Source organism: Capillimicrobium parvum (assembly GCF_021172045.1).
In the GTDB taxonomy this organism is placed as follows: Bacteria; Actinomycetota; Thermoleophilia; order Solirubrobacterales; family Solirubrobacteraceae; genus Capillimicrobium; species Capillimicrobium parvum.
This window is the reverse complement of the sequence record NZ_CP087164.1, coordinates 5,400,746-5,419,680: the sequence shown is the minus strand read 5'-3', so window position 1 is coordinate 5,419,680 and position 18,935 is coordinate 5,400,746. Positions and strand designations below refer to the sequence as shown.

The window sequence follows — 18,935 nt, the reverse complement described above, 5'->3', positions numbered from 1 at the left end:
TCGCACCTGGACCGTGGTGGCATCCGACGACCTGACATCGCTGCACGAGCGCCAGATCGCATGGCTGCGCGAAGAGCTCACACTGCTGCGAGGGGAGAGCGCCGCGGCTCCAGGACTCCGCACGGCCCTGGCCGAGTCCTCCGAGCGGCTGGAGCAGCTCGAGGCCGCGCTGGAGGAGCTGCTCGCCGAGCGGGCGGCGCTGCTCGATGATGCACGGCGTCTGCAGACCTCACGATCATGGCGCTACGGCCACCGCGTCATGCGCGCGCTCGGCCGCGTCCGGCGCCGGCCGCTGAGCAACGAGGGCGCGGCCGAGTCGCTCGTCGCCCGCCTCTCCACCCCGCCCCCCTCGGTCGACGCGGCCATCGCGACGCTCCCGGTCAAGCAGACCGTGCGTCGCCGCGACCCGGGCGGCGTGGATCTGACCCGCATGGCCGCGGTGCCCAGCGTGACCATCATCGTCCCGATCCACAATGCCGCGGAGGAGCTCGAGCGCTGCCTCGACAGCCTCGTCCGGAACACCGGCAGTCGTGGCCGGCTGCTGCTCGTCGACGACGCCAGCACGGATCCGCGGATCGCGGTGCTGCTCGAGCGCTGCGCCCGCCTCGCGAACGTCCGGGTCCTGGTCAACGAGCAGAACCTGGGGTTCACCGCCACCGTGAACCGGGGGTTCGACCAGGCGGACGCGGATGCGGACGTCGTCGTCCTCAACAGCGACACCGAAGTACCGCCGCGCTGGCTCGAGCAGCTGATGATCGCGGCCTACGAGGAGCGCGAGATCGGCACGGTCACCCCGGTCTCCAACAACGCCGGCGCCTTCTCCGTGCCGGAGATCGACGCCGACAACGCGCTGCCGCCCGGCTTCGCCCCCGACGACATCGCGCGTCTCGTCGCGCGGGACCCGGCGCTCGTGCGGTTGCGTGCGCCCACGGGAAGCGGGTTCTGCCTCTACATCAAGCGCGCGTGCCTCGAGACCGTCGGCCGCTTCGACGAAGAGCGCTTCCCGCGCGGCTACGGCGAGGAGAACGACTTCTGCATGCGCGCGTCCGCGCTCGGATGGTCGCACGCGGTCGATGACGCCACGTGGGTGCTGCATCATCGCGAGTCGAGCTTCGGCGAGGAGAAGGCCGCGCTCGTGGCGCGCAACCGGGTCACGCTTGACGAGCGCCACCCGCGGTACACGTCGCTCGTGCGCGCGTTCGTGGCCTCGGACGAGCTGCGGACGCTGCGCGAGCACACCCGCGAGCTGTTTGCGTGGGCCGAGCGCGGCGGCGCCCCGCCGCTGCCGCGGCTGCTGTTCGTCCTGCACGTCGGCGGCGGCGGCGTGCCCGCGACCAGCGGCGACCTCATGCGCGGTCTGGCCGCGCGCTATGACTGCCTGGCCCTGACCTCGGACGGCGTGACGATGCGGCTGTCGCGCTGGGAGCCGGGGGGCCTGCGCGAGCTCGAGCAGTGGCAGCTCGAGACGCCGTGGCAGGCGGTCGACTTCGAGCGTCCAGACGGTGCGGCGATCGCTCGTCACGTCCTCACGGCCTACGCCGTCGAGATCGTCCACGTCCGTCACCTGTTCCGGCACACGCTCGACCTGCCCCTCACCGCGGAGGCTCTCGGCATTCCGGTCATCGTCTCCTTCCACGACTTCTACCTGTCCTGCCCGACCATCCACCTGCTCGACGAGGATCACCGCTACTGCGCGGGGATCTGCACCGACGGGGACGGCGTCTGCCAGGTGCCGCCGACGATGGGCGCGATCCCGCCGCTCAAGCACCGCTGGATCAACGACTGGCGCCACCGCATCGCGCCGGTACTCGAGAACGCCGATGCGCTCGTCACGACGTCGGAGCACATCCGGTTCGTGTATCGCCGCACGTATCCCGGCATCGAGGATGTCCCCTTCGCGATCATCCCGCACGGGCGGGATCTCGAGCAGGCGTCCGGCATCGCGGTCGTGCCTGAGCCCGGCGAGCCCATCCGCATACTCGTGCCCGGCAACATCGGCGAGCACAAGGGCGCCCAGCTTCTGGCCGAGATGAAGGCGCTCGACACGGAGGATCGCCTCGAGCTGCATTTCCTCGGCCTCGTTCCCCCACGCTTCCTCCACCTCGGTGTCCAGCACGGCGGGTACGAGCGCGACCAGTTCCTCGCCCGCGTCCGCGAGATCGGCCCGTCGTTCGCCGCGGTCCTGTCGATCACCGCCGAGTCCTACTCGCACACGCTCACGGAGGCGTGGGCCGCCGGGATTCCGGTCGTCGCGTCGGATCTCGGCGCCCTTCGCGAGCGCATCGGAGCTCAGGGTGGCGGCTGGCTCGTGCCCCACGACGATCCCGCCGAGGTCGTGCGCCGCATCTTCGAGATCGCGGACGACCCCGAGGAGTACCGGCGCCAACAGGCCCGGGCGATTCTGCACGAGACGAGCGTCTCGGACATGGCGCAGGCCTACGCCGAGCTCTACCGCGAGGTGGCCGACCGGCGCCGGGCGTTCCGCCCCCGGAGCCCCGACACCGCCCCCGAAGCGCTCAGCCCGGCCGGCAGATGAAGAACGTCCCCTTGTAGCCGTCCTCGTCGACGAGCTCCCGCGGCTCGACGGAGGCGAACCGGGCGTGCAGCTCGGGCAGGACGTCGGCGCCGATGACCCACCGGTGGCCGTGCTTGTTCGGGGCCAGCGGTTCGGTGGTGGGCCGCTCCCGGCGCCAGGCGATCTCCAGGACGGCGCGGCCGCCCGGCTCGACGACCCGGGCGAGCTCGTCGAGCCCCGCGAGGTAGTCCGGGACCTGCTCGAGGACGTGCTGCAGCAGGACGAGCTCGTAGCCGCCGGTCCGCGCGAAGCGCATGTCCGTCACGTCGGCGTCATGGTCGACGAACCGGTCGAAGACGCCGGGATGAAACGGCTCGCGAAACGAGCGTTTGTCGAAGGACTCGTAGTGCCAGCCGCGGTCGCGCAGCCAGTTGCCCAGCAACATCGGGCTGTTCGGCGCGCACTCGAGGACGCGCCCGCTGCCGTTCCCGGTGGGCACCAGCAGGTCGGCCAGTCCTCCGGCCAGCGCTCGCTGGCGCTCGAGGGACCCACACCCGACACAGCCGGCGCGCGGGCGCCCGTTGCCTTCTCGGCGCTCCGTGGAACCGCAGATCGGACAGGGCCGCATGGCCTCCACGCTACCTGTCGGACCTGCACGCCGGACGGCCGCACCCCCCGCCAATCGATGCGGCTAGTCTCGCGCCGGTGCGGGTGAGCGGCTACATCGACGGCGTCATCGGCGACGCCGTGCACGGTTGGGCCTGGGACGAGGACGCGCCCGATCGGCGGCTGGTCCTCCGCGCCCAGGTCGACGGCGAGGTGCTCGCCCGGGGACGTGCGGCCGAGCCGCGCAGCGACCTGGTCCGCCACGGGATCGGGGACGGGTACCACGGGTTCCGGATCCCGCTGACTCGGCCGCTGGGGCCGGGGGAGCACCGGATCGCGGTCGTCGACGTCGACAGCGGCAGCCGGCTGCCGCTGTCGAACAACTGGATCGCCTGGGCGTCTGAGGGCGTGCCGCTGCCCGGGGTCGCGCTCGTCGAGGATCCCCAGGTCGATCTCGCGGACGAGCCTGCGGCCTCCCCGATGGGTCTGGCCGGCATCGCGGACTGGGTCTTCGCCGGCGCGCCCGCCGAGGTCGCCGAGCTGCGCGGTGCCCACGCCGTTCCGCATGCCGTCATCGACGCCTACGTGGAGGCCATCGAGGGCCTGTACGCCCTCGGCAGCGACCTGCGCTTCACGCCGATCGTCGCCGTGCTGCCCGACAAGCTGCACGTCTATCCCGAGCACCTGCCGGTGGGCCTCGGGGTCGAGCCGGCCAACCGGATCGCCGCCCGGCTCGTCGCCCGGCTCCGCGACTCCCAACTCGCCGAGGTGCTCGACCTGCTGCCCGTGATGGCCGACGCCCGCGCCCATGGCCGCGTGTTCACGCGGACCGGCGCGCAGCCGACCTGGACCGGCGCGTTCTACGCCGCACGCGCGATCGCCAAGGCGCTGGCCGTCCGGGGCGTCGCGCTGAACCCGATGCCGTGGAACGCGCTCGACCTCGGGGTCTACGAGCCCGTTGCCGACAGCCTGGCCGAGGCGCCGCTGGCGGGCCGGCGGCCCGGCGAGGCGGTGCGACGCGACCTCGAGCCGGTGCTCGCCCCCGGCATGGCCCTGACGGCGCGACCGGGGCGCGACGTCGCGCCGGGCGCCCGCGTGCTCGAGCGCGCGGCCGGGCTCGACACGCCGCGCCTGCTGGTCGCGGGCGAGCCGCTCACGGGACGCATCGGGCGACTCCTCGCAGAGCACGCGTCTACGACGCTGCTGCTCGACACCGACCGGCTTGATGAAGACCTCGTCCGGGCGGAACGACCCGACGTCGTGGTGCAGATCCTCACGGACGGCGGGTTGCTGCGCCGGTCCGGTGTGCGGTAGCGGCCCGTGAGCGACCTCCCGCCCGACACAGAGCCCCGTGTGGACCTGCTGGAGCAGGCGCGTACGTCGATCGAGGAGCTCACGCACCAGCGGGAGCGCGCGGCGACCGTCACGCGCGAGCAGCGGGCCCGCATCCGGGAGCTCGAGCAGACGGTGTCGACGCTGCTGCTCGCGCTGAGCGAGACGCGCAAGGACATCGAGCGGACCGAGCAGTCGACGGCCTGGCGGATCGGCCACTTCCTCACGCGGACCGGCCGGCGCCTGCTGCGGCGGCCGATCATGACGCGGGGCGCACTGCAGGCGACGTTGCACCGCCTGGAGCTCATCGACGAGCAGACGCGCCTGCTGCCCCACGCGCCCGTGCCGGGCTCTCTGCCCGGGGGACGGACGATGCGCCGCGCCCCGCTGCGCATCGTCGACGAGGCCGAGCGCGAGCCCGGCCGCCGCACCCTCGCCGACGAGGTGCGCCGCCGTCTCGGCCGCCGCCCGGATGCCGAGCCCCGGTCGGTGTCGATGATCGTCCTCACCCACCAGGGCCTCGTCCACCTCAAGCGCCTTGTCGCCGCGCTCGTCGACCACACCGACTACCCGGCGCTGGAGCTGGTCGTGGTCGACAACGCGTCGACCGACGGGACCACCCAATACCTCGCCGAGCTGGAGGCGCCGTTCCCGATCCAGGTGCACCGCAACGAGCGCAACGTCTCGTTCTCGGAGGGCAACAACCAGGGCGCTCACCTCGCGGAAGGCGAACTGCTGCTGTTCGCCAACAACGACATCGTGCCGTTCGAGCGTCACTGGCTGACCGAGCTCGTCGCGTTGTGCGACCGGACCGGCGCGGCGGCCGTCGGCGCCACGCTCCTGCGCGTCGAGGAGGAGTGGCTGCTGGGGCCCACCGTCCAGCACCGCGGCGTGCGCTTCAGCGACGGCTCGGAGATCCTGCCCTACAACGACGGCGACGGCGATGCCCTGTTCGACGCGCAGTTCGGCGTCGACCTCCGCTGTCCGGCGGTCACCGCGGCGTGCCTGCTGATGACGCGCGAGTGGTTCGACCGAGTCGGCGGCATGTCGCCGGGCTACCGCTACGGCACCGAGGACGTCGACCTGGGGCTCAAGCTGCTGGCCGCCGGCGGCGAGGTGTGGTGCAGCGGGCGCTCGGTCGCCTTCCACAACGAGTCCTCCACGCAGGATCTGCAGGGCCGGGAGTTCCAGCGCCTCAACCGGCTCGGCAACCGGCGCGCCTTCCTCGACCGCTGGGGCGCCCGCGTGCGCCGCGAGAACCGGCTCGCGCTGCTCGATGGCGACGAGGCGTGGGCCGGCCCCACGAGGCCGCACATCGCCATCACGCTGACGAGCCGGGACGTCGCCGACGGCTGGGGCGACTGGTACACCGCGCACGAGATGGGCGAGGCGCTGGAGGACGAGGGCTGGCGCGTGACCTACATCGAGCGCAAGGGCGACGCCTGGTACGACCTGCCGGACGACCTCGACTACGTCCTCGCGCTCATGGACGTCTTCGACCTGCGCCGCGTGGATCCTCGGGTCGTGACGATCGCCTGGATCCGCAACTGGACCGACCGCTGGCTCGCGCGTCCCTGGTTCGAGCGCGCGGACGTGCTGCTGGCCTCGTCGGCGGGGTCGGCGCGGATCATCGAGGAACGCACCGGCCGGCCCTCCATCCCGTTCTCGCTCGCGACGAACCCGGAGCGCTTCGCCCCCGCTCCCGTCCAGGACCGCTATGCGGCCGACTACGTCTTCACCGGCAACCACTGGGGCGAGGAGCGCGCGGTGCAGCGGGCCCTGACCCCGCACGAGGGCGAGCGTCTGCGGATCTTCGGCCGCGGCTGGGAGGAGGTCCCGGAGGCAGCGCCCTACGCGGAGGGCCCCATCGCCTACGACCGCCTCCGCGACGTCTACGCGTCGGCCACCGTCGTCATCGACGACACGGCGGCGCCGACGCTGCCCTACGGGGCCGTGAACTGCCGGGTGTTCGACGCGCTGGCCTGCGGCCGGCTGCCGCTGACGAACTGCGCCGAGGGCGTGCACGAGCTCTTCGACGACGAGTTCCCCACCTGGTCGGACGCGGACGAGCTGCGCGCCCAGCTCGACGCGCTGCTGGCGGACGCGGACCGGCGCGAGGCGCTGGCCGCCCGCTACCGCGGCGTGGTCCTCGAGCGCCACACGTACGCCCATCGCGCCCGCGAGCTCACGCGCGTGCTGCGCGATGTCGAGCAGAGCCTGTCGTTCGTGCTCAAGATCGGGGCCCCGTCGTGGGACGTGGCCGAGCGCTGGGGCGACCTGCACTTCGCTCGCGCGATGGAGCGCGAGCTGCGCCGCCGCGGGCATCGCTGCCTCATCCAGGTCCTCGAGGAGTGGGAGGAGCCCGAGGGGCTCGAGTACGACGTGGCGGTCGTGCTCAAGGGCCTCAGCCGCCATCAGCCCAAGCCCGGCCAGCTAAACGTGCTGTGGAACATCAGCCATCCCGAGTTCCTCACGGGCGAGGAGTGCGACAGCTACGACCTCGTGTGCGTCGCCTCGCCGCCGTTCGCCGCCGAGGTCGGGGGTCGCACGCGCACGCCGGTGATCGTGCTCGAGCAGGCGACCGACCCGCGCGTCTTCTATCCCGATCCCGACGAGGTCCACGGGCGCGACCTCGCGTACGTGGCCAACTCGCGCAACGTCCTGCGCCCGATCGTGCGCGACCTGCTGCCGACGAAGCGCGACCTGGCGATCTACGGCGCCAACTGGGCGGGGCTGATCGACACGAAGCTCGTCGTCGCCGAGCACGTGCCCAACGACGAGCTGCGCCGCGTGTACAGCTCCGCGGCGATCGTCCTCAACGACCACTGGGACGACATGCGCGCCCACGGGTTCGTCTCGAACCGGATCTATGACGCGCTCGCCTGCGGAGCGGTGGTCGTGAGCGACGACGTCCCGGGCCTCGAGCGCTTCGGCGACGCCGTCGTCACCTACGGCTCGCCCCACGAGCTCGAGTCGGCGATCGCCGCGTTGCTCGCCGATCCCCGGGACCGGGCCGACCGCGGCCGCCGCGGCATGGAGCTCGTCCTCGCCGAGCACACGTTCGCCCGCCGCGTCGACACCCTTCTGGCGGCGGTCGAGCGGGTCATCGAGGACCGCGACCATCCCCTGCGTGTGAGGCCTTCGCCGCGGCCGCGCTCAGAGGTGCTCGGCGAAGCACAGCTCGCAGCCGATCGAGACGATCGAGCAGTCGGTCGGTGAGACGGCGTCGAGGCGCTCGCGGATGGCGGGCAGGCGGCGGGGCAGCTGGACGAGCGCGGGGTCGCAGCCGGTGTTGAGCTGCAGCACGAGCAGACCGGTGCTGCGGACCGCCTCGAGAAAGTCGACGATCGTCATGCGGTTGAGCTGATTGCAGTAGTAGTCCCAGCGGTCCGGGTGCGCCGCCTTGACGTCGGCGGGGCTGCGCCAGAGATGCTCCCAGGGCTCGCCGCGGAGGTGTCCGCCGATCGACGAGTACCAGAGGCCGTCGGCGAAGATCGCGATCCGGCCCTTCGCGCGCAGCAGCGGCCGGAACGCGCCGAGCACGCCCTTGAGGTCGAGGACGTGCTCGAACACGCCGTTGGAGACGATGAGGTCGTACGTCTCTCCCCGCAGTGCCGTCTCGTGGACGTTCTCCTGGCGGAACTCGAACGACGGGTGGTCGATGCCGCGGGCGGCCATCGCCCGCTTCAGCGGCGCGGCCGAGACGTGGCTGAGGTCGATCGAGACGATCGAGCGGGCGCCGCGGCGCATGGCCCACAGCACCTCGTTGCCGTAGCCCCCGCCGAAGATCAGCACGTCCTTGCCGGCCGGGTCGCCGTAGCGCAGGAGGTCGCGGTCGAGCGCCTCCTCGCGATGGAGGATGTACTCGCAGATCTCCTGGACCTTCTCGTCGCTGAGCCTGCGCTCGGCTTCGGCCTCGGCGAATCCCTGGATCTGTGGCGGCGGGGGCATGGAGGGCGGCGGGGGCTCGGGCCAGCGGTGCAGAGCCTGAAGCAGCCGCTTCCTCGCCCGCCAGTAGCGACGCTTCAGCTTGAGGAGCACTGACCGCGCAACGCTACACGCCGCCGCGCCGGCGCCGCCGGTCTCGCGACCCCGCTACAGCGAGCGTCGCCAGGTGACGTCCTCGCGCACCACGCGCGCGGGGTTGCCCGCGACGACCGTGTGCGGCGGCACGTCATGGGTGACGACCGTGTTGGCGCCGATGACGGCGTGCTCGCCCACCGTCACGCCCTTCTGGATCCTGGCCTCGGCCCCCACCCAGACGTGGTCGCCGAGGACCACGGAGGCGGGCGGGTTGATCCGGTCGCCCGACAGCATGTCGACCACGGAGTGCGAGTCCGACGTGCGCACGAAGATGTCGCGCGAGAGCATGCAGTCCTCGCCGACGACGACGCTCAGGCCGTCCTCGTGGACGAGCAGCGCGCCTCCGAAGCAGTTCGACGCGTTCCCGACGAGGATCGTGCCGTCGTCGGCGTCGATGCGCAGCGTCGTCTCGCGGATCTCCACGCCGGCGCCGATCGCCACGCGCGCGCGGTGGCCGCGGACGATGATCCGGCAGCGGTGCAGCGACGCGCCCGGCGCGAGCGCGATGGTCGCGTCGTCGCCCTCGATGTCGAACGAGCACTTCTCGAACTGCAACGTCTCCGGATCGGCGATCAGCTCGCGGCCCAGGCCGGTGGTCGACAGCCAGATCCGGTGGTCCTGCGCCATGTCCGTGAGGTAGGCCCGCGGCGGGTCGCCGCCGAAGGCCGAGGCCAGCCACGCGTCCCACTCGGGGATCGCGGGCGTCGGGGGGCTCGGGGGCGTGGCGGAGGCCGACACGGAACGCTGCACCTCCTCGATGCGATCGATCGCCGCCTGGACGGCGCCTTCCGTGCTGTGGCCGCGCAGGGTCATCCGGCGCAGGCCGCCGGTGACGGCGTGGCCGATCCGCCAGGCGCGCGAGTCGCGCACGCGCTCGAGGTCCCGGCGGGTGGCCTCGAGCGCGGCGCCCATGGCCTCGACGTCGCGCCGGCCCCATCCCGGCTGCAGCTCGCCGGCGCTGCTCACGACGCGTCCTCCGTCGCGAACACGCCGGCCACGGCCCGCTCGACCGCTTCGGCGTCGATCGTCCAATCCTCGATGATCGCCTGCTTGGGGTTGGGCGAGCCCGACCGGCCGAAGAGGTAGAGCGGCCCATGTTCGCGGGTCATCAGGACGTCGTTGGGCGTGTAGAAGTGGCCGGGGGCGAGGATGATGCGGCGCACCCCGGCCGGTGCGAAGACGGTGTTGTAGAGGCCGCTGCCCACGGAGCCGGCGATCCAGCTCGCGGTCGCGAACGTGCGGATCTGCTCGGGCACGTCGTGGTCCTCGGGGTGGAAGATCTCGAAGCCGTGGCCGGCGAAGATCTGCTCAATGCACTCCTCGTTATCGAGCCGGCGCTTGCTCGCCTTGCGGCGAGAGACGAACAGCCGCCGGTCGTGCGGTCCCTCGTCGGCGCCGGGCGCGTAGAACTCGCGGACCCGCTGCATGACGTCCCAGAAGCGCTCGGAGATGCGCTTGGGCAGCACGTAGGACTGCGAGGCAAGAATCAGCGACTCGAACCACATGTTGCCGCGGTTGACGCGGATGGCGTTGCGCTCGGTGACGCCGAAGGGCCGCAGGAGCTGGAGGTGGTAGCGCAGGTCCGGCCGCAGCCCGTTGACCGCCACCGGCATCGTCGTCAGATCGAGGTCCGCGGCCGCCCACAGCTGGCTGACCGCCTCGAGCAGCACGTGGCCGTAGCCGCCGTTGCGGGAGGCCGCGTTGAACGTCGTCCCCCCGACGCGCACGGTGGCCGCGTCGCGCATGATGTCGTTCAGCCGCTCGGGCTGGATGCGGCGCTCGGTCTCGTCGGGCAGCGGGTGGTCGGGGCCCAGCGGCTTGCGCAGGCTGTCGAGCAGCAGCCGGCCGGTGTCGGCGTTGACGATCGTGCGCTGGGGCAGGAAGAGGACGTTGTCCACCTTGACGACCCGCAGCTGGATCGGCCAGCGGCCCATGCCGTACTCGATGTCCGGCGCGCCGTTGAGGAACGCGTACTCCGGGATGGCGGGCGGCTCCTCGGGCTCGAGCTCGAGGATGCGGTTGCCCGGGCCGAACAGCTCGGCGACCGAGCCGACCCGCTCGTAGTCCTCGTAGACATCGATCTCGACATCGGCCGCCATGCGCCGGAAAACCGTACCAGCGGCGCACCGGCCGCCCTCCGGGGTCAGGCGGCGATCGCGCCGGCCAGCACGCGCTCGCCGGCGAACACGCCGTCGAGCGCTCGCTCCACGACGCCGGCGTCGATCGACCAGTCCTCGACGATCGCCTGCTTGGGGTTCGTCGAGCTGGACTCGCCGAACAGGTACATGGGCCCGTGGTCGCGGCTCATGAGCAGGTCGTTCGGCGTGTGGAAGTGGCCGGGGGCGAGGATGATGCGGCGCACGCCGGGCGGCGCGAAGACGGAGTTGTAGAGGCCGCTGCCGACGGAGCCGGCGATCCAGCTCGCGCGGGCGAACGTGCGGATCTGCTCGGGTACGTCGTGGTCCTCGGGGTGGAAGACCTCGAAGTCGTGGCGGGCGAAGATCTGCTCGATGCGTTCCTCGTCGACGAGCCGGCGCTTGCTTGCCTTGCGCCGCGAGACGTACAGCCGCCGGTCGGGCTGGCGAGCGTCGAGGTCGGACGCGTAGAAGCCGCTGATCCGCTGGGTCACGTCCCAGAAGCGCTGCGAGATGCGCTTGGGCAGCACGTAGGACTGCGCCGCGACGATGAGCGACTCGAAGAAGACGTTGCCGCGGTTGGCCATGACCGCGTTGCGCTCGGTCACGCCGAACGGCCGCATGAGCCGGAGCTGGTAGTCGCGGCCGCCGCCGAGCGCGTTGACGGCGACGGGCATGCTCGACAGATCGAGCTCAGCGGCCGCCCAGAGCTGGCTGACGGCTTCGAGCAGGACATGGCCGTAGCCGTCGTTGCGCGCGATCGCGCTGAAGGCGGGGCCGGCGACGTGTTCCGTGTTCGGGCTGCGCAGGATGGAGCCGATGCGCCGGGACGTCACCCGGCGCTGCATGCTCTCGGGCAGCGGCTGTCCGGGTCCGAGCGGCTTGCGCAGGCTGTCGAGCAGCAGCTTGCCGTTCGACGCGTTGACGATGGTGCGCCGCGGCATGACCAGGGCGTTGTCGACCTTGACCACGCGGAGCTGGATCGGCCACCGGCTCAGGCCGAGCTTCATCGGCGGGGGGCCGTTGAGGAAGTCGAACGCGGGGGTCGGCGGCGGGGCCTCGGCCGTCATCTCGAAGATGCGGTTGCCGGGCCCCATCAGGTCGGCGATACGGTCGACTTGCTGGTAGTCCTCGTAGGCGTCGATGTCGGCCATGCCAAAAACCTAGCATGCCGACAGATTTAGTAGACTTGACTCAGTGCCAGGGACGCCGCGGGTACCGCTCGAGCCACGGGATCATCGCCATGCGCCGGACGACCATCTCGACGTCCTGGCGGGTCCACTCGCGCTCCTTGCGGCTGGCGCTGACCCGGCGGTCGATGTTGTCCGCGCACGCGGCGAGGAACTCGTCGGTCACCGGCAGGTCGAGGAACTCAAGCAGGCCGCGCACCTCCTTGGCCGGGTCGGCGACCAGGTCCTCGAGCGCGAGGTCGTACATCGGCAGGACCTCCTGCTCGCGGAAGCGCTTGATGATCTCCGCGCGCCGGAAGTACTTCACGATCGCGCGGTCGCCGTGGAAGCGCCCCATGGAGGCGATGTTGTCCCACGGGTTGCGGTAGACGTGGATCATGCGGACCTTCGCCTGCGCGAGCTCCTCGAGCTGGTCGAACACGAGCGGGTTGCGGTCCCAGGCGATCGGGGGCTCCTGCCCGCGCTTCGTGCCGAGGACCCGCAGCGTGGTGTACGTCCCGTGGCTGCCGCCCGGGATCAGGTTGGTCGGCGCCGACTGGTCGCGCCGGTAGCCGCGGTGCCCTTCGCGGGCCTGGCGCGCCGACCGGTCGACGAGGTAGGTGAACAGGCGTCGCCGGTCGACCGCGCGCAGCCCGCCGGTGATCGACTTGCCCTCTTCGCTGGCGAAGATCTTGCCCTCGTGGGCGATCACCGCCTCGGGATGGGCGTCGAGCACCGTGCCCACGAGGCTGTGCCCGCTGCGGGTGTAGCCCATGAACAGGCAGAACAGCTCGACGTCGTCGAACATGGCGGCGGCCGACCCCTCCGCTATTCCCAGGGCGTCTTGGGATACCGCTCGAGCCATGGCACCCGATCCATCCGCTTGGCGACCGCCTCGATGGCGCCCTCGCTCCACTCCCGCTCCTTGCGGCTCTCGCTCGGCTTTCCGTCGATGCGCTGGCGGCAGGCGGCGAGGAACGTGTCGTCGACGGGCAGCGAGTAGAACTCGAGCATCGTCCGGACTTCCTGCTCCGGGTCGTCGACGAGATCCTCGAGCGCCATGTGGTGCATCGGCACGTCGGACTCGTGCTGGAAGCGGTTGATGATGTTCGCGCGCCGGAAGTACTTGCCGATCGCCCGGTCGCCGTGGAAGCGCCCCATCGAGGCGATGTTGTCCCACGGGTTGCGGTACACGTGAAGCAGCCTGATCTCGGCCCCCGTCAGCTGGGCGAGCTGGTCGAAGATCTCCGGGTTCTTCTCCCAGATCATCGGCGGCTCCTGGCCGCGCTTGGTGCCGATCACCCGGAGCTTCGTGTAGGTGCCGTTGCTGGCGCCGGGGATGAGGTTCGTGGAGCTCGAGTCGCGGCGCCAGCCGCGGTGGCCCTGCTCCGCCTGGCGCGCCGAGCGGTTGACGAGGTAGTCGAACAGCTTGTTGCGCTTGAACGGCCGCAGCTCGCCGGTGAGCGACTTGCGCTCGTCGCCGGCGAAGATCTTGCCCTCGTGCGCGACGACCGCCTCCGGGTGGGCGTCGAGCACGGTCCCGACGAGGCTGTGCCCGCTGCGCGTGTAGCCCATGAAGAGGCAGAACACCTCGACGTCGTCGTACATGGTCCTCCTACCGCGGATCCGCTCCGCGCGCAGTGCGGGCGGGGGGTCCGGATCGTCCGTATTTCGTCACGGCCGCCGTCGTGGCGTGCCGAGCTACTTGTTCGCGCGAGTCGTGCACGCGTTGATGGTCTTCGTCTGCGCCGCGGTCGGCTTGGAGTCGAAGGCGATGACGATCATCTTCTTGCGCACGACCTTCGGCTGCTCGGTGAGCGAGGCCTTCGTGCGCTTCGCGTTGGGGAGGGTGGCCAGGACGACGACGTCGGCGCCGTCGCTGCCGCCCTTCCAGGTGACGCGCAGCAGGCCGCCCTGGGCGCGCCGCAGGCCGAAGCCCTTGACGTCCTTGGGCTCGGTGCTGACGGTCGAGCCCGTGTCACGCACGCACTGGGCGAAGAGCTTCATCCGGTCGCGCACGGCCGTGAGCTGCGTCTCGGTGATCTTCGTGTTCTTGCGCAGCGGAAGGTCCTTCGGGGGCTTCGGCGTCGTGCTCGTCTGGCCGGGCGTCGTCTCCGCCGGCGTGGTCGAGGGGGTGGACGTCGACGGGGTGGACGCCGGCGTCGATGTCGCGCCGGTGCTCGCCGACGTGTCCGAGCCGCTGTTGCCGCCGCAGCCGGTGATGATCGCGCCGATCGAGGCCAGGGCCGCGATGGTGGCCAGGACTGAGTGTTTCGGGGCCATGGGTCGCCTCCTCGTCATGGGTTGGTCTGCACAGCGGCCGCGCTGCGGTCCAGGTCGGCCATCAACCGCTGAAGGGCAGCGGGCGTGCGCAGCTTCACGTCTTCGATCGCCAGCGAGTCGCTCGGCTTGGGCCGTGCGTCCTTGGCCTCCCGCTTGTAGGTCTCGACCGACAGCGCCCGTAGGGGCACCGTCTCCACCCGCGAGAGAAGCATCCGGTTGACGCGGTTCTGCAGCCACCGCTCGTACGACATCTGGAACGTCGCGCGCACGATGCGCGCATCCGGGCCGTTGACCTCGCGCGCGCAGCGCGCGGCGATCTCGGCCTCCTCCTCCCAGCGAAGCGTGCCGCCCTCGATGACCACGGGGGCGTGCAGCTCCAACCCCTCCTGGAGCGCCTGGCGGACCTGGCGCTCGAAGGATCCGAAGAACAGCTGTCCCGCCTCGGGACTGGGCCAGGATCGGTTGCGGGCCCGCCGGCGCGCCTCCTTGGCGGCCGGCTTGTCCGTCGGTCCTCCGGGCAGCATGCCCGCATCCATCGCCGCGACCGTGTACATCCGGTCGACCTGGCGATAGACGGCCCCGTACTGCGGGACGAGGACGTTCTTCGCCGCCCACGACTTGCCCATGTGCGACGCGCCGCAGAACAGCAGCGTGGTCGCCTCCCAGTTTCCCCGGAGGGTCTCAGCCATTGCGGGACAACTTGAACAGCGGCCGCCCGTCGTGCGAGTGGCCGAGCAGGTCGATCTGCGGAAGCCGGCTGTGCTCGGAGACGTACTGGGCGAACTCGTCCGGCGGGTAGTTCCGGTAGGCGTTGTCCATGTCCGGCCCGCGGCGCTCGTAGACGTGCGCGGCGAAGATGAGGATGTCGGCGTCGAGGCGGTCGAGCATCGACGTCATGCCCTCGTACATCTCCTGCGTCTTCAGGAAGTGGTGGAAGATGTTCAGGCCGAGGACGACGTTCATCTCCGCGAGGCGGGGGAACTCGAAGACCGAGCCCTCCCAGATCTCGTAGCGGTACTCCGTCGCGTCGCGCAGGCGCGTGGCGATGCGCGCGCTCTGCGGGTTGGCCTCGACCGCCGTGACGTCGAACCCGAGATCCTCCATCGCGCGGCTCATCTGCCCCCAGTGGGCGCCGATGTCCATGAGCTTCTTGCCCGGGATGTCGTAGCCCTCGAACGCCTTCGTGAGCACCGGGAGGCGGTCGTCGAAGTGATGGGCCTGCAGGTCGAACAGGTCCGGGTGCTCGACGCGCTGGTAGACGCGGCCCTGGTGGCCGCCGGCGAACGCGACGACGCGGTCACGGAACGTCTCCCAACTCGGGTGGCGCGCGACCACGTTGACCGGGATCGACTCCAGGCCGGCGGCGCGCGCCGCCGCGACGCGCTTGGCGCCGTCGACGAGGACGAAGCGCCCGTCGCGCCCGATGGCGACCAGCACCTCGTCGTCCTCGGTTCCCGTGTCCAGCTCCTGCTGGGTCTTGTAGCCCTCGGTCGCGATCGACTGCGTGAGCTCGCCGCCGGCCGCCGCGTCCGGCGCGAACGGCTCGACCTCGCGGTCCCAGTCGCCCTTGTACGTCTGGCCGCGACGGCGCAGCAGCGCCTCGGTGTCGCCGCCGGTGTAGCGCAGGTTGATCTTGGCGGGCGCGACGTCGACCAGCGGCAGCGCCGGCCGGTCGCGCCACAGCAGGCCGCCCGGATTGCTGCCGTAGCGGAGCTTGCGCTCCGGATGGCGGGCGGAGATCACCGGCCGCAGCCGCTCCGGGACCTCGGCGAGCTTCCAGCCCGTCGCCTCCCCGTTCGGCACGAGCAGCGCGGCGACGTCGTCGTCGAGCAGCGCGTACATCGCGACGGTGTCGTCGGAGCCGTCCGCGGAGGGAACCAGGATGGCCCCGGTCTCCAAGGTGCTGGACCAGCTCTCAATGGGTCGTCTGACAGTCACTCGCCGCTCCGTCGGTGGGATTAGAGTTCGAAACGACGACCCGGGCCGGCCAGCTCAGCACGAAGCCCAAGGTCGTCCAAAGAAGGGTTTGCGTCGCCAAGCTCCCGCGGCATCCCGGAGAGATGCCCACTCACCGGCGCGGGCGATCCTAGCGCAATCCCAGGAGCGTTCGGGACACCTGGACGAATTGATAGAAGCCATCTCCGCAATGGCTTGTCCGATCTGCGACAGCACGTCGTTCTCGGCCTTCGGGGGCCGCACCTCCGCCGTCTGTGACGGATGCGGCGCGCTGGAGCGCCAGCGCGCCCTGGCCCGCGAGGCGGCGGGGCTCCTGGCCGCGGGCGACGGGCGCTGGGCGCTCGAGGCCGGGCCGCTGAACCCGCGGGTGTTCGGCGAGCACCTGCGCCGGCGCGGGTGGAGCTACGTCGCCATCGACCGCTGGACGACCGGCAACCCCGCCGACCCGCGGGCGGTCGGATTCGTCGATCGCACCGTGGATCTCTCCGACATGCGCGACTTCAACGACCACGTCTTCGGGCTGTTCGTCACGCAGCACGTCGTGGAGGAGATCGAGGACTACGAGCGGGCGCTCGACGAGATCGCGCGCGTCCTGGCGCCCGGCGGCCATGCGCTCATGGAGATCCCGTTCGCCCGAGGACGCACCACGCGCCGGGCCGAGCCGAACCGCTACGGCAACGTCTGGGCGTTCGGCGAGGACCTGCTCGACCGGGTGGCGGAGCGCTTCGACGCGCTGGAGTGCGTCGCGCTCGCGGAGGGCCAGTATCGCGGCGAGCTCCTCGTCGGCTCCCTGAGCTGACGCTACATTCGCCGATGTGCCGACGGATCCGCCCGAGGCCCGCGACGGAGGCCCGGACACGCGGGAGATCTTCTCCCGCTATGGGGGAATCCTGAGCCGCAACACGGCGATCTACGCGATCGCCATGTGCTCGGTGTTCCCGTTCAGCCTGCTTCAGCTGGCCGTCTTCACGCGCTTCCTCGAGCCCGCGGAGTACGGCGAGCTGGCGCTGCTGATGTTCTTCTCGGGCCTGTCGACGATGATCATGAACCTCGTCACGCTGCAGGGCGCGCTCATCGTGACCTACGGCCACTCGGGCGACGACGGCGGCGACGACGGGATGGGCGACGGCGGCGGCGACATGGGGGCCGTCGACGAGGGTCTCGGCACCCAGCAGCTCGTCAAGGACCGCCAGCTCGCGCTCACCACGGGCGTCTGGATCATGGTCGCGGTGATGGTGGTGGTCACGGTGCCGGTGTTCGTGTTCGCCACGCCGATCGCCGGCTTCCTCATCCACGACCCCGAGGGCGGTTCGCTCGTCCAGCTGGCCCAGGTGTCCGCGATCGCCGGCTCGTTCTTCCGCTTCATGCACAACCTGCTGCGCATGGAGCGGCGTCCGTGGTGGTACGTGGTCGCGGCGGTCATGCGTCCCCCGCTCGTCGTCGGCCTGGCCGTCTACTTCGTGGTGACCGCCCACGAGGGCGTCAGGGGGGCGGTGCTGGGCACGGCGCTCGGGACGGCGATCAGCGTCCTCCTGTGCATGGTCGTCGCGCGCAAGAACTTCCGCTGGGGCTTCAGCCGCCACTACGTGCGGCGCATCCTGGTCGGCGGGGCCCCGGCGAGCGTCATGCACATCTCGATGTGGCTCATGCACAACGCGGACACGTTCTTCCTGTCGCGCTACTCGCCCAACAGCCAGGTCGGCCTGTACCGCCTCGCCAGCCGCCTCGCGAGCATCCCGAGCTACTTCGTCAGCGCCTACACGACGGCGTATCCGCCCCTGGAGCGCACCGCGCTGTCGGCCGCCACGTACGAGCGCGAGGGCGGCTCGACGCACGTCAAGCGCTACATCTTCACCTACTTCATCCTGTGCTGCCTGTCGCTCGTCGTGATCATGTCGATCACGGCCGACCTGCTCGTGCTCATCGCGGCGCCGTCCTACCGCGACGCGTCGAAGCTCATCCCGATCCTCGCCGTCTCGTTCACGATGTACGGCTTCTTCTCGATCATCCTGCGCTTCTCGAGCATCAAGCACTCGCGGTTCTGGCGCATCACCTCGTCGATCATGGGCGTGGCCCTGCTCGCCGCCTTCTCCCCGCTGCTGATCCCGCCGCTGGGGGCCTACGGTGCCGCGCTCGCGGTGATCTGCTCCATGGGCTGCGTGCTGGGGCTCCTGCTGTTCCTGGCCGCCCGGTCGAGCGATCCGTTCGTCCCGCAGTGGGGCCGCGTGGGCCGCGGGTTCCTCGCCTCCGTGGTCTCGTGGGCCGTCGGCACCCAGCTGGCGGCGGCGGCCGAATCGATCAATCCGTGGCTGCATCCGCTCCTCGGGCTCGTCGGCCTCATCCTGCTGCCCGTCGGCCTGGTCGTCAGCGGTGCCGTCCCGTACTACCACGTACCGGTCCTGCGCGACATCGTCTGGGCGGCCCTCCCGCATCCGAGCCGGCGCCACCACGTCGTGGCCCGGGTCCCCCGGCTGCCGGCGCGCCGGCGCGCCGTGCTCGAGGCGATCGTGCGCGAGAACAAGCCGCCGGCCCAGGTCGCCGCGGAGGAGCACATCACGCTGGACGAGGTCTACGTGCGCCTGTCGCGCGCGGTGCGCCAGGTCGCCGAGCAGGAGGCGCCCGAGGAGCTCGACGGCCAGATCGGCGACTACCTGCTCCTGCGCGTCAACGAGTCCACCGCGGCGCAGGACGCGATGGTCCTCCGCCTGAAGGAGGCGGGCATGGACACGTACGCGCTGCACCACATCGAGAGCGCCTTCGACGAGCTGCGCCGGGCGCCCCGGCGGGCGTGGCGCAACGGCCAGATCCACGAGGGCGCGCCGGTCGCCATGTGACCGGCGGACGGGGCGCCGGCGC

15 protein-coding genes are annotated in these 18,935 nt (G+C 71.2%); 5 read left to right on the top strand and 10 right to left on the bottom strand.

Features of this window, described 5'->3' with window-relative positions; genetic code table 11:
* Window positions 1-16 precede the first annotated feature (16 nt).
* Window positions 17-2,536 (top strand): glycosyltransferase, encoded by a 2,520-nt coding sequence (locus DSM104329_RS26310; RefSeq protein WP_259312836.1) that lies wholly within the window; start codon window positions 17-19, stop codon window positions 2,534-2,536.
* Here DSM104329_RS26310 and DSM104329_RS26305 read toward each other — a convergent pair.
* The gene (locus DSM104329_RS26305; protein ID WP_259312835.1) at window positions 2,517-3,143 is read right to left on the bottom strand and encodes a class I SAM-dependent methyltransferase; all 627 of its coding nucleotides are present in this window, start codon (window positions 3,141-3,143) and stop codon (window positions 2,517-2,519) included. The genes DSM104329_RS26310 and DSM104329_RS26305 overlap by 20 nt on opposite strands.
* A gap of 77 nt (window positions 3,144-3,220) precedes the next feature.
* Between DSM104329_RS26305 and DSM104329_RS26300 the strand changes: the two genes are divergently transcribed.
* Together DSM104329_RS26300 and DSM104329_RS26295 are read left to right on the top strand one after the other, a co-directional pair.
* The gene (locus DSM104329_RS26300) at window positions 3,221-4,435 is read left to right on the top strand and encodes an alginate O-acetyltransferase AlgX-related protein (protein ID WP_259312834.1); all 1,215 of its coding nucleotides are present in this window, start codon (window positions 3,221-3,223) and stop codon (window positions 4,433-4,435) included.
* 6 nt (window positions 4,436-4,441) lie between these two features.
* Entirely contained in the window at window positions 4,442-7,672 is a 3,231-nt protein-coding gene (locus DSM104329_RS26295) for a glycosyltransferase family protein (protein WP_259312833.1), read from the top strand.
* Here the strand turns inward: DSM104329_RS26295 and DSM104329_RS26290 are convergent.
* The 9 genes from DSM104329_RS26290 to DSM104329_RS26250 all read right to left on the bottom strand — a co-directional run bounded on the left by DSM104329_RS26290 (window position 7,610) and on the right by DSM104329_RS26250 (window position 16,022).
* Window positions 7,610-8,494: a class I SAM-dependent methyltransferase gene (locus DSM104329_RS26290; RefSeq protein ID WP_259312832.1), complete on the bottom strand. Its 885-nt coding sequence runs from the start codon at window positions 8,492-8,494 to the stop codon at window positions 7,610-7,612. The two genes, DSM104329_RS26295 and DSM104329_RS26290, sit on opposite strands and share 63 nt — an antisense overlap.
* 54 nt (window positions 8,495-8,548) lie before the next feature.
* A complete protein-coding gene (locus DSM104329_RS26285; RefSeq protein ID WP_259312831.1) occupies window positions 8,549-9,502 on the bottom strand; it encodes an acyltransferase in 954 nt (317 codons plus the stop codon).
* Complete coding sequence (locus tag DSM104329_RS26280) at window positions 9,499-10,635, bottom strand: glycosyltransferase family 61 protein (protein WP_259312830.1); 1,137 nt, start codon at window positions 10,633-10,635, stop codon at window positions 9,499-9,501. Before DSM104329_RS26280 ends, DSM104329_RS26285 begins: the two co-directional genes overlap by 4 nt.
* Window positions 10,636-10,679: 44 nt before the next feature.
* Window positions 10,680-11,825: a glycosyltransferase family 61 protein gene (locus DSM104329_RS26275; protein WP_259312829.1), complete on the bottom strand. Its 1,146-nt coding sequence runs from the start codon at window positions 11,823-11,825 to the stop codon at window positions 10,680-10,682.
* Between the two features lie 40 nt (window positions 11,826-11,865).
* Window positions 11,866-12,648 (bottom strand): sulfotransferase, encoded by a 783-nt coding sequence (locus DSM104329_RS26270; protein ID WP_259312828.1) that lies wholly within the window; start codon window positions 12,646-12,648, stop codon window positions 11,866-11,868.
* Window positions 12,649-12,668: 20 nt separating this feature from the next.
* Window positions 12,669-13,448 carry a sulfotransferase gene (locus DSM104329_RS26265; protein WP_259312827.1) on the bottom strand — a complete coding sequence of 260 codons (780 nt, stop codon included), beginning with the start codon at window positions 13,446-13,448 and terminating at the stop codon, window positions 12,669-12,671.
* 93 nt (window positions 13,449-13,541) lie between these two features.
* Window positions 13,542-14,123, bottom strand: a complete 582-nt coding sequence (locus DSM104329_RS26260; protein WP_259312826.1) for a hypothetical protein — start codon at window positions 14,121-14,123, stop codon at window positions 13,542-13,544.
* Window positions 14,124-14,137: 14 nt separating this feature from the next.
* Window positions 14,138-14,812: a hypothetical protein gene (locus DSM104329_RS26255; RefSeq protein WP_259312825.1), complete on the bottom strand. Its 675-nt coding sequence runs from the start codon at window positions 14,810-14,812 to the stop codon at window positions 14,138-14,140.
* Window positions 14,805-16,022, bottom strand: coding sequence for a class I SAM-dependent methyltransferase (locus DSM104329_RS26250; RefSeq protein WP_259312824.1), 1,218 nt, complete (start codon window positions 16,020-16,022; stop codon window positions 14,805-14,807). Before DSM104329_RS26250 ends, DSM104329_RS26255 begins: the two co-directional genes overlap by 8 nt.
* Before the next feature lie 247 nt (window positions 16,023-16,269).
* Here DSM104329_RS26250 and DSM104329_RS26245 point away from each other — a divergent pair, with 247 nt between their 5' ends.
* Both DSM104329_RS26245 and DSM104329_RS26240 read left to right on the top strand, forming a co-directional pair.
* Window positions 16,270-16,878 carry a class I SAM-dependent methyltransferase gene (locus tag DSM104329_RS26245; RefSeq protein WP_259312823.1) on the top strand — a complete coding sequence of 203 codons (609 nt, stop codon included), beginning with the start codon at window positions 16,270-16,272 and terminating at the stop codon, window positions 16,876-16,878.
* A gap of 16 nt (window positions 16,879-16,894) precedes the next feature.
* Window positions 16,895-18,913 carry an oligosaccharide flippase family protein gene (locus DSM104329_RS26240; RefSeq protein WP_259312822.1) on the top strand — a complete coding sequence of 673 codons (2,019 nt, stop codon included), beginning with the start codon at window positions 16,895-16,897 and terminating at the stop codon, window positions 18,911-18,913.
* Window positions 18,914-18,935: the final 22 nt, after the last annotated feature.

Bases quoted from the DNA above. Each gene is read 5' to 3' on its own strand.
- DSM104329_RS26305 (WP_259312835.1), bottom strand. From the start codon at position 3,143: ATGCGGCCCTGTCCGATCTGCGGTTCCACGGAGCGCCGAGAAGGCAAC.
- DSM104329_RS26280 (WP_259312830.1), bottom strand. From the start codon at position 10,635: ATGGCGGCCGATGTCGAGATCGATGTCTACGAGGACTACGAGCGGGTC.
- DSM104329_RS26275 (WP_259312829.1), bottom strand. From the start codon at position 11,825: ATGGCCGACATCGACGCCTACGAGGACTACCAGCAAGTCGACCGTATC.
- DSM104329_RS26270 (WP_259312828.1), bottom strand. From the start codon at position 12,648: ATGTTCGACGACGTCGAGCTGTTCTGCCTGTTCATGGGCTACACCCGC.
- DSM104329_RS26265 (WP_259312827.1), bottom strand. From the start codon at position 13,448: ATGTACGACGACGTCGAGGTGTTCTGCCTCTTCATGGGCTACACGCGC.
- DSM104329_RS26260 (WP_259312826.1), bottom strand. From the start codon at position 14,123: ATGGCCCCGAAACACTCAGTCCTGGCCACCATCGCGGCCCTGGCCTCG.
- DSM104329_RS26255 (WP_259312825.1), bottom strand. From the start codon at position 14,812: ATGGCTGAGACCCTCCGGGGAAACTGGGAGGCGACCACGCTGCTGTTC.
- DSM104329_RS26245 (WP_259312823.1), top strand. From the start codon at position 16,270: ATGGCTTGTCCGATCTGCGACAGCACGTCGTTCTCGGCCTTCGGGGGC.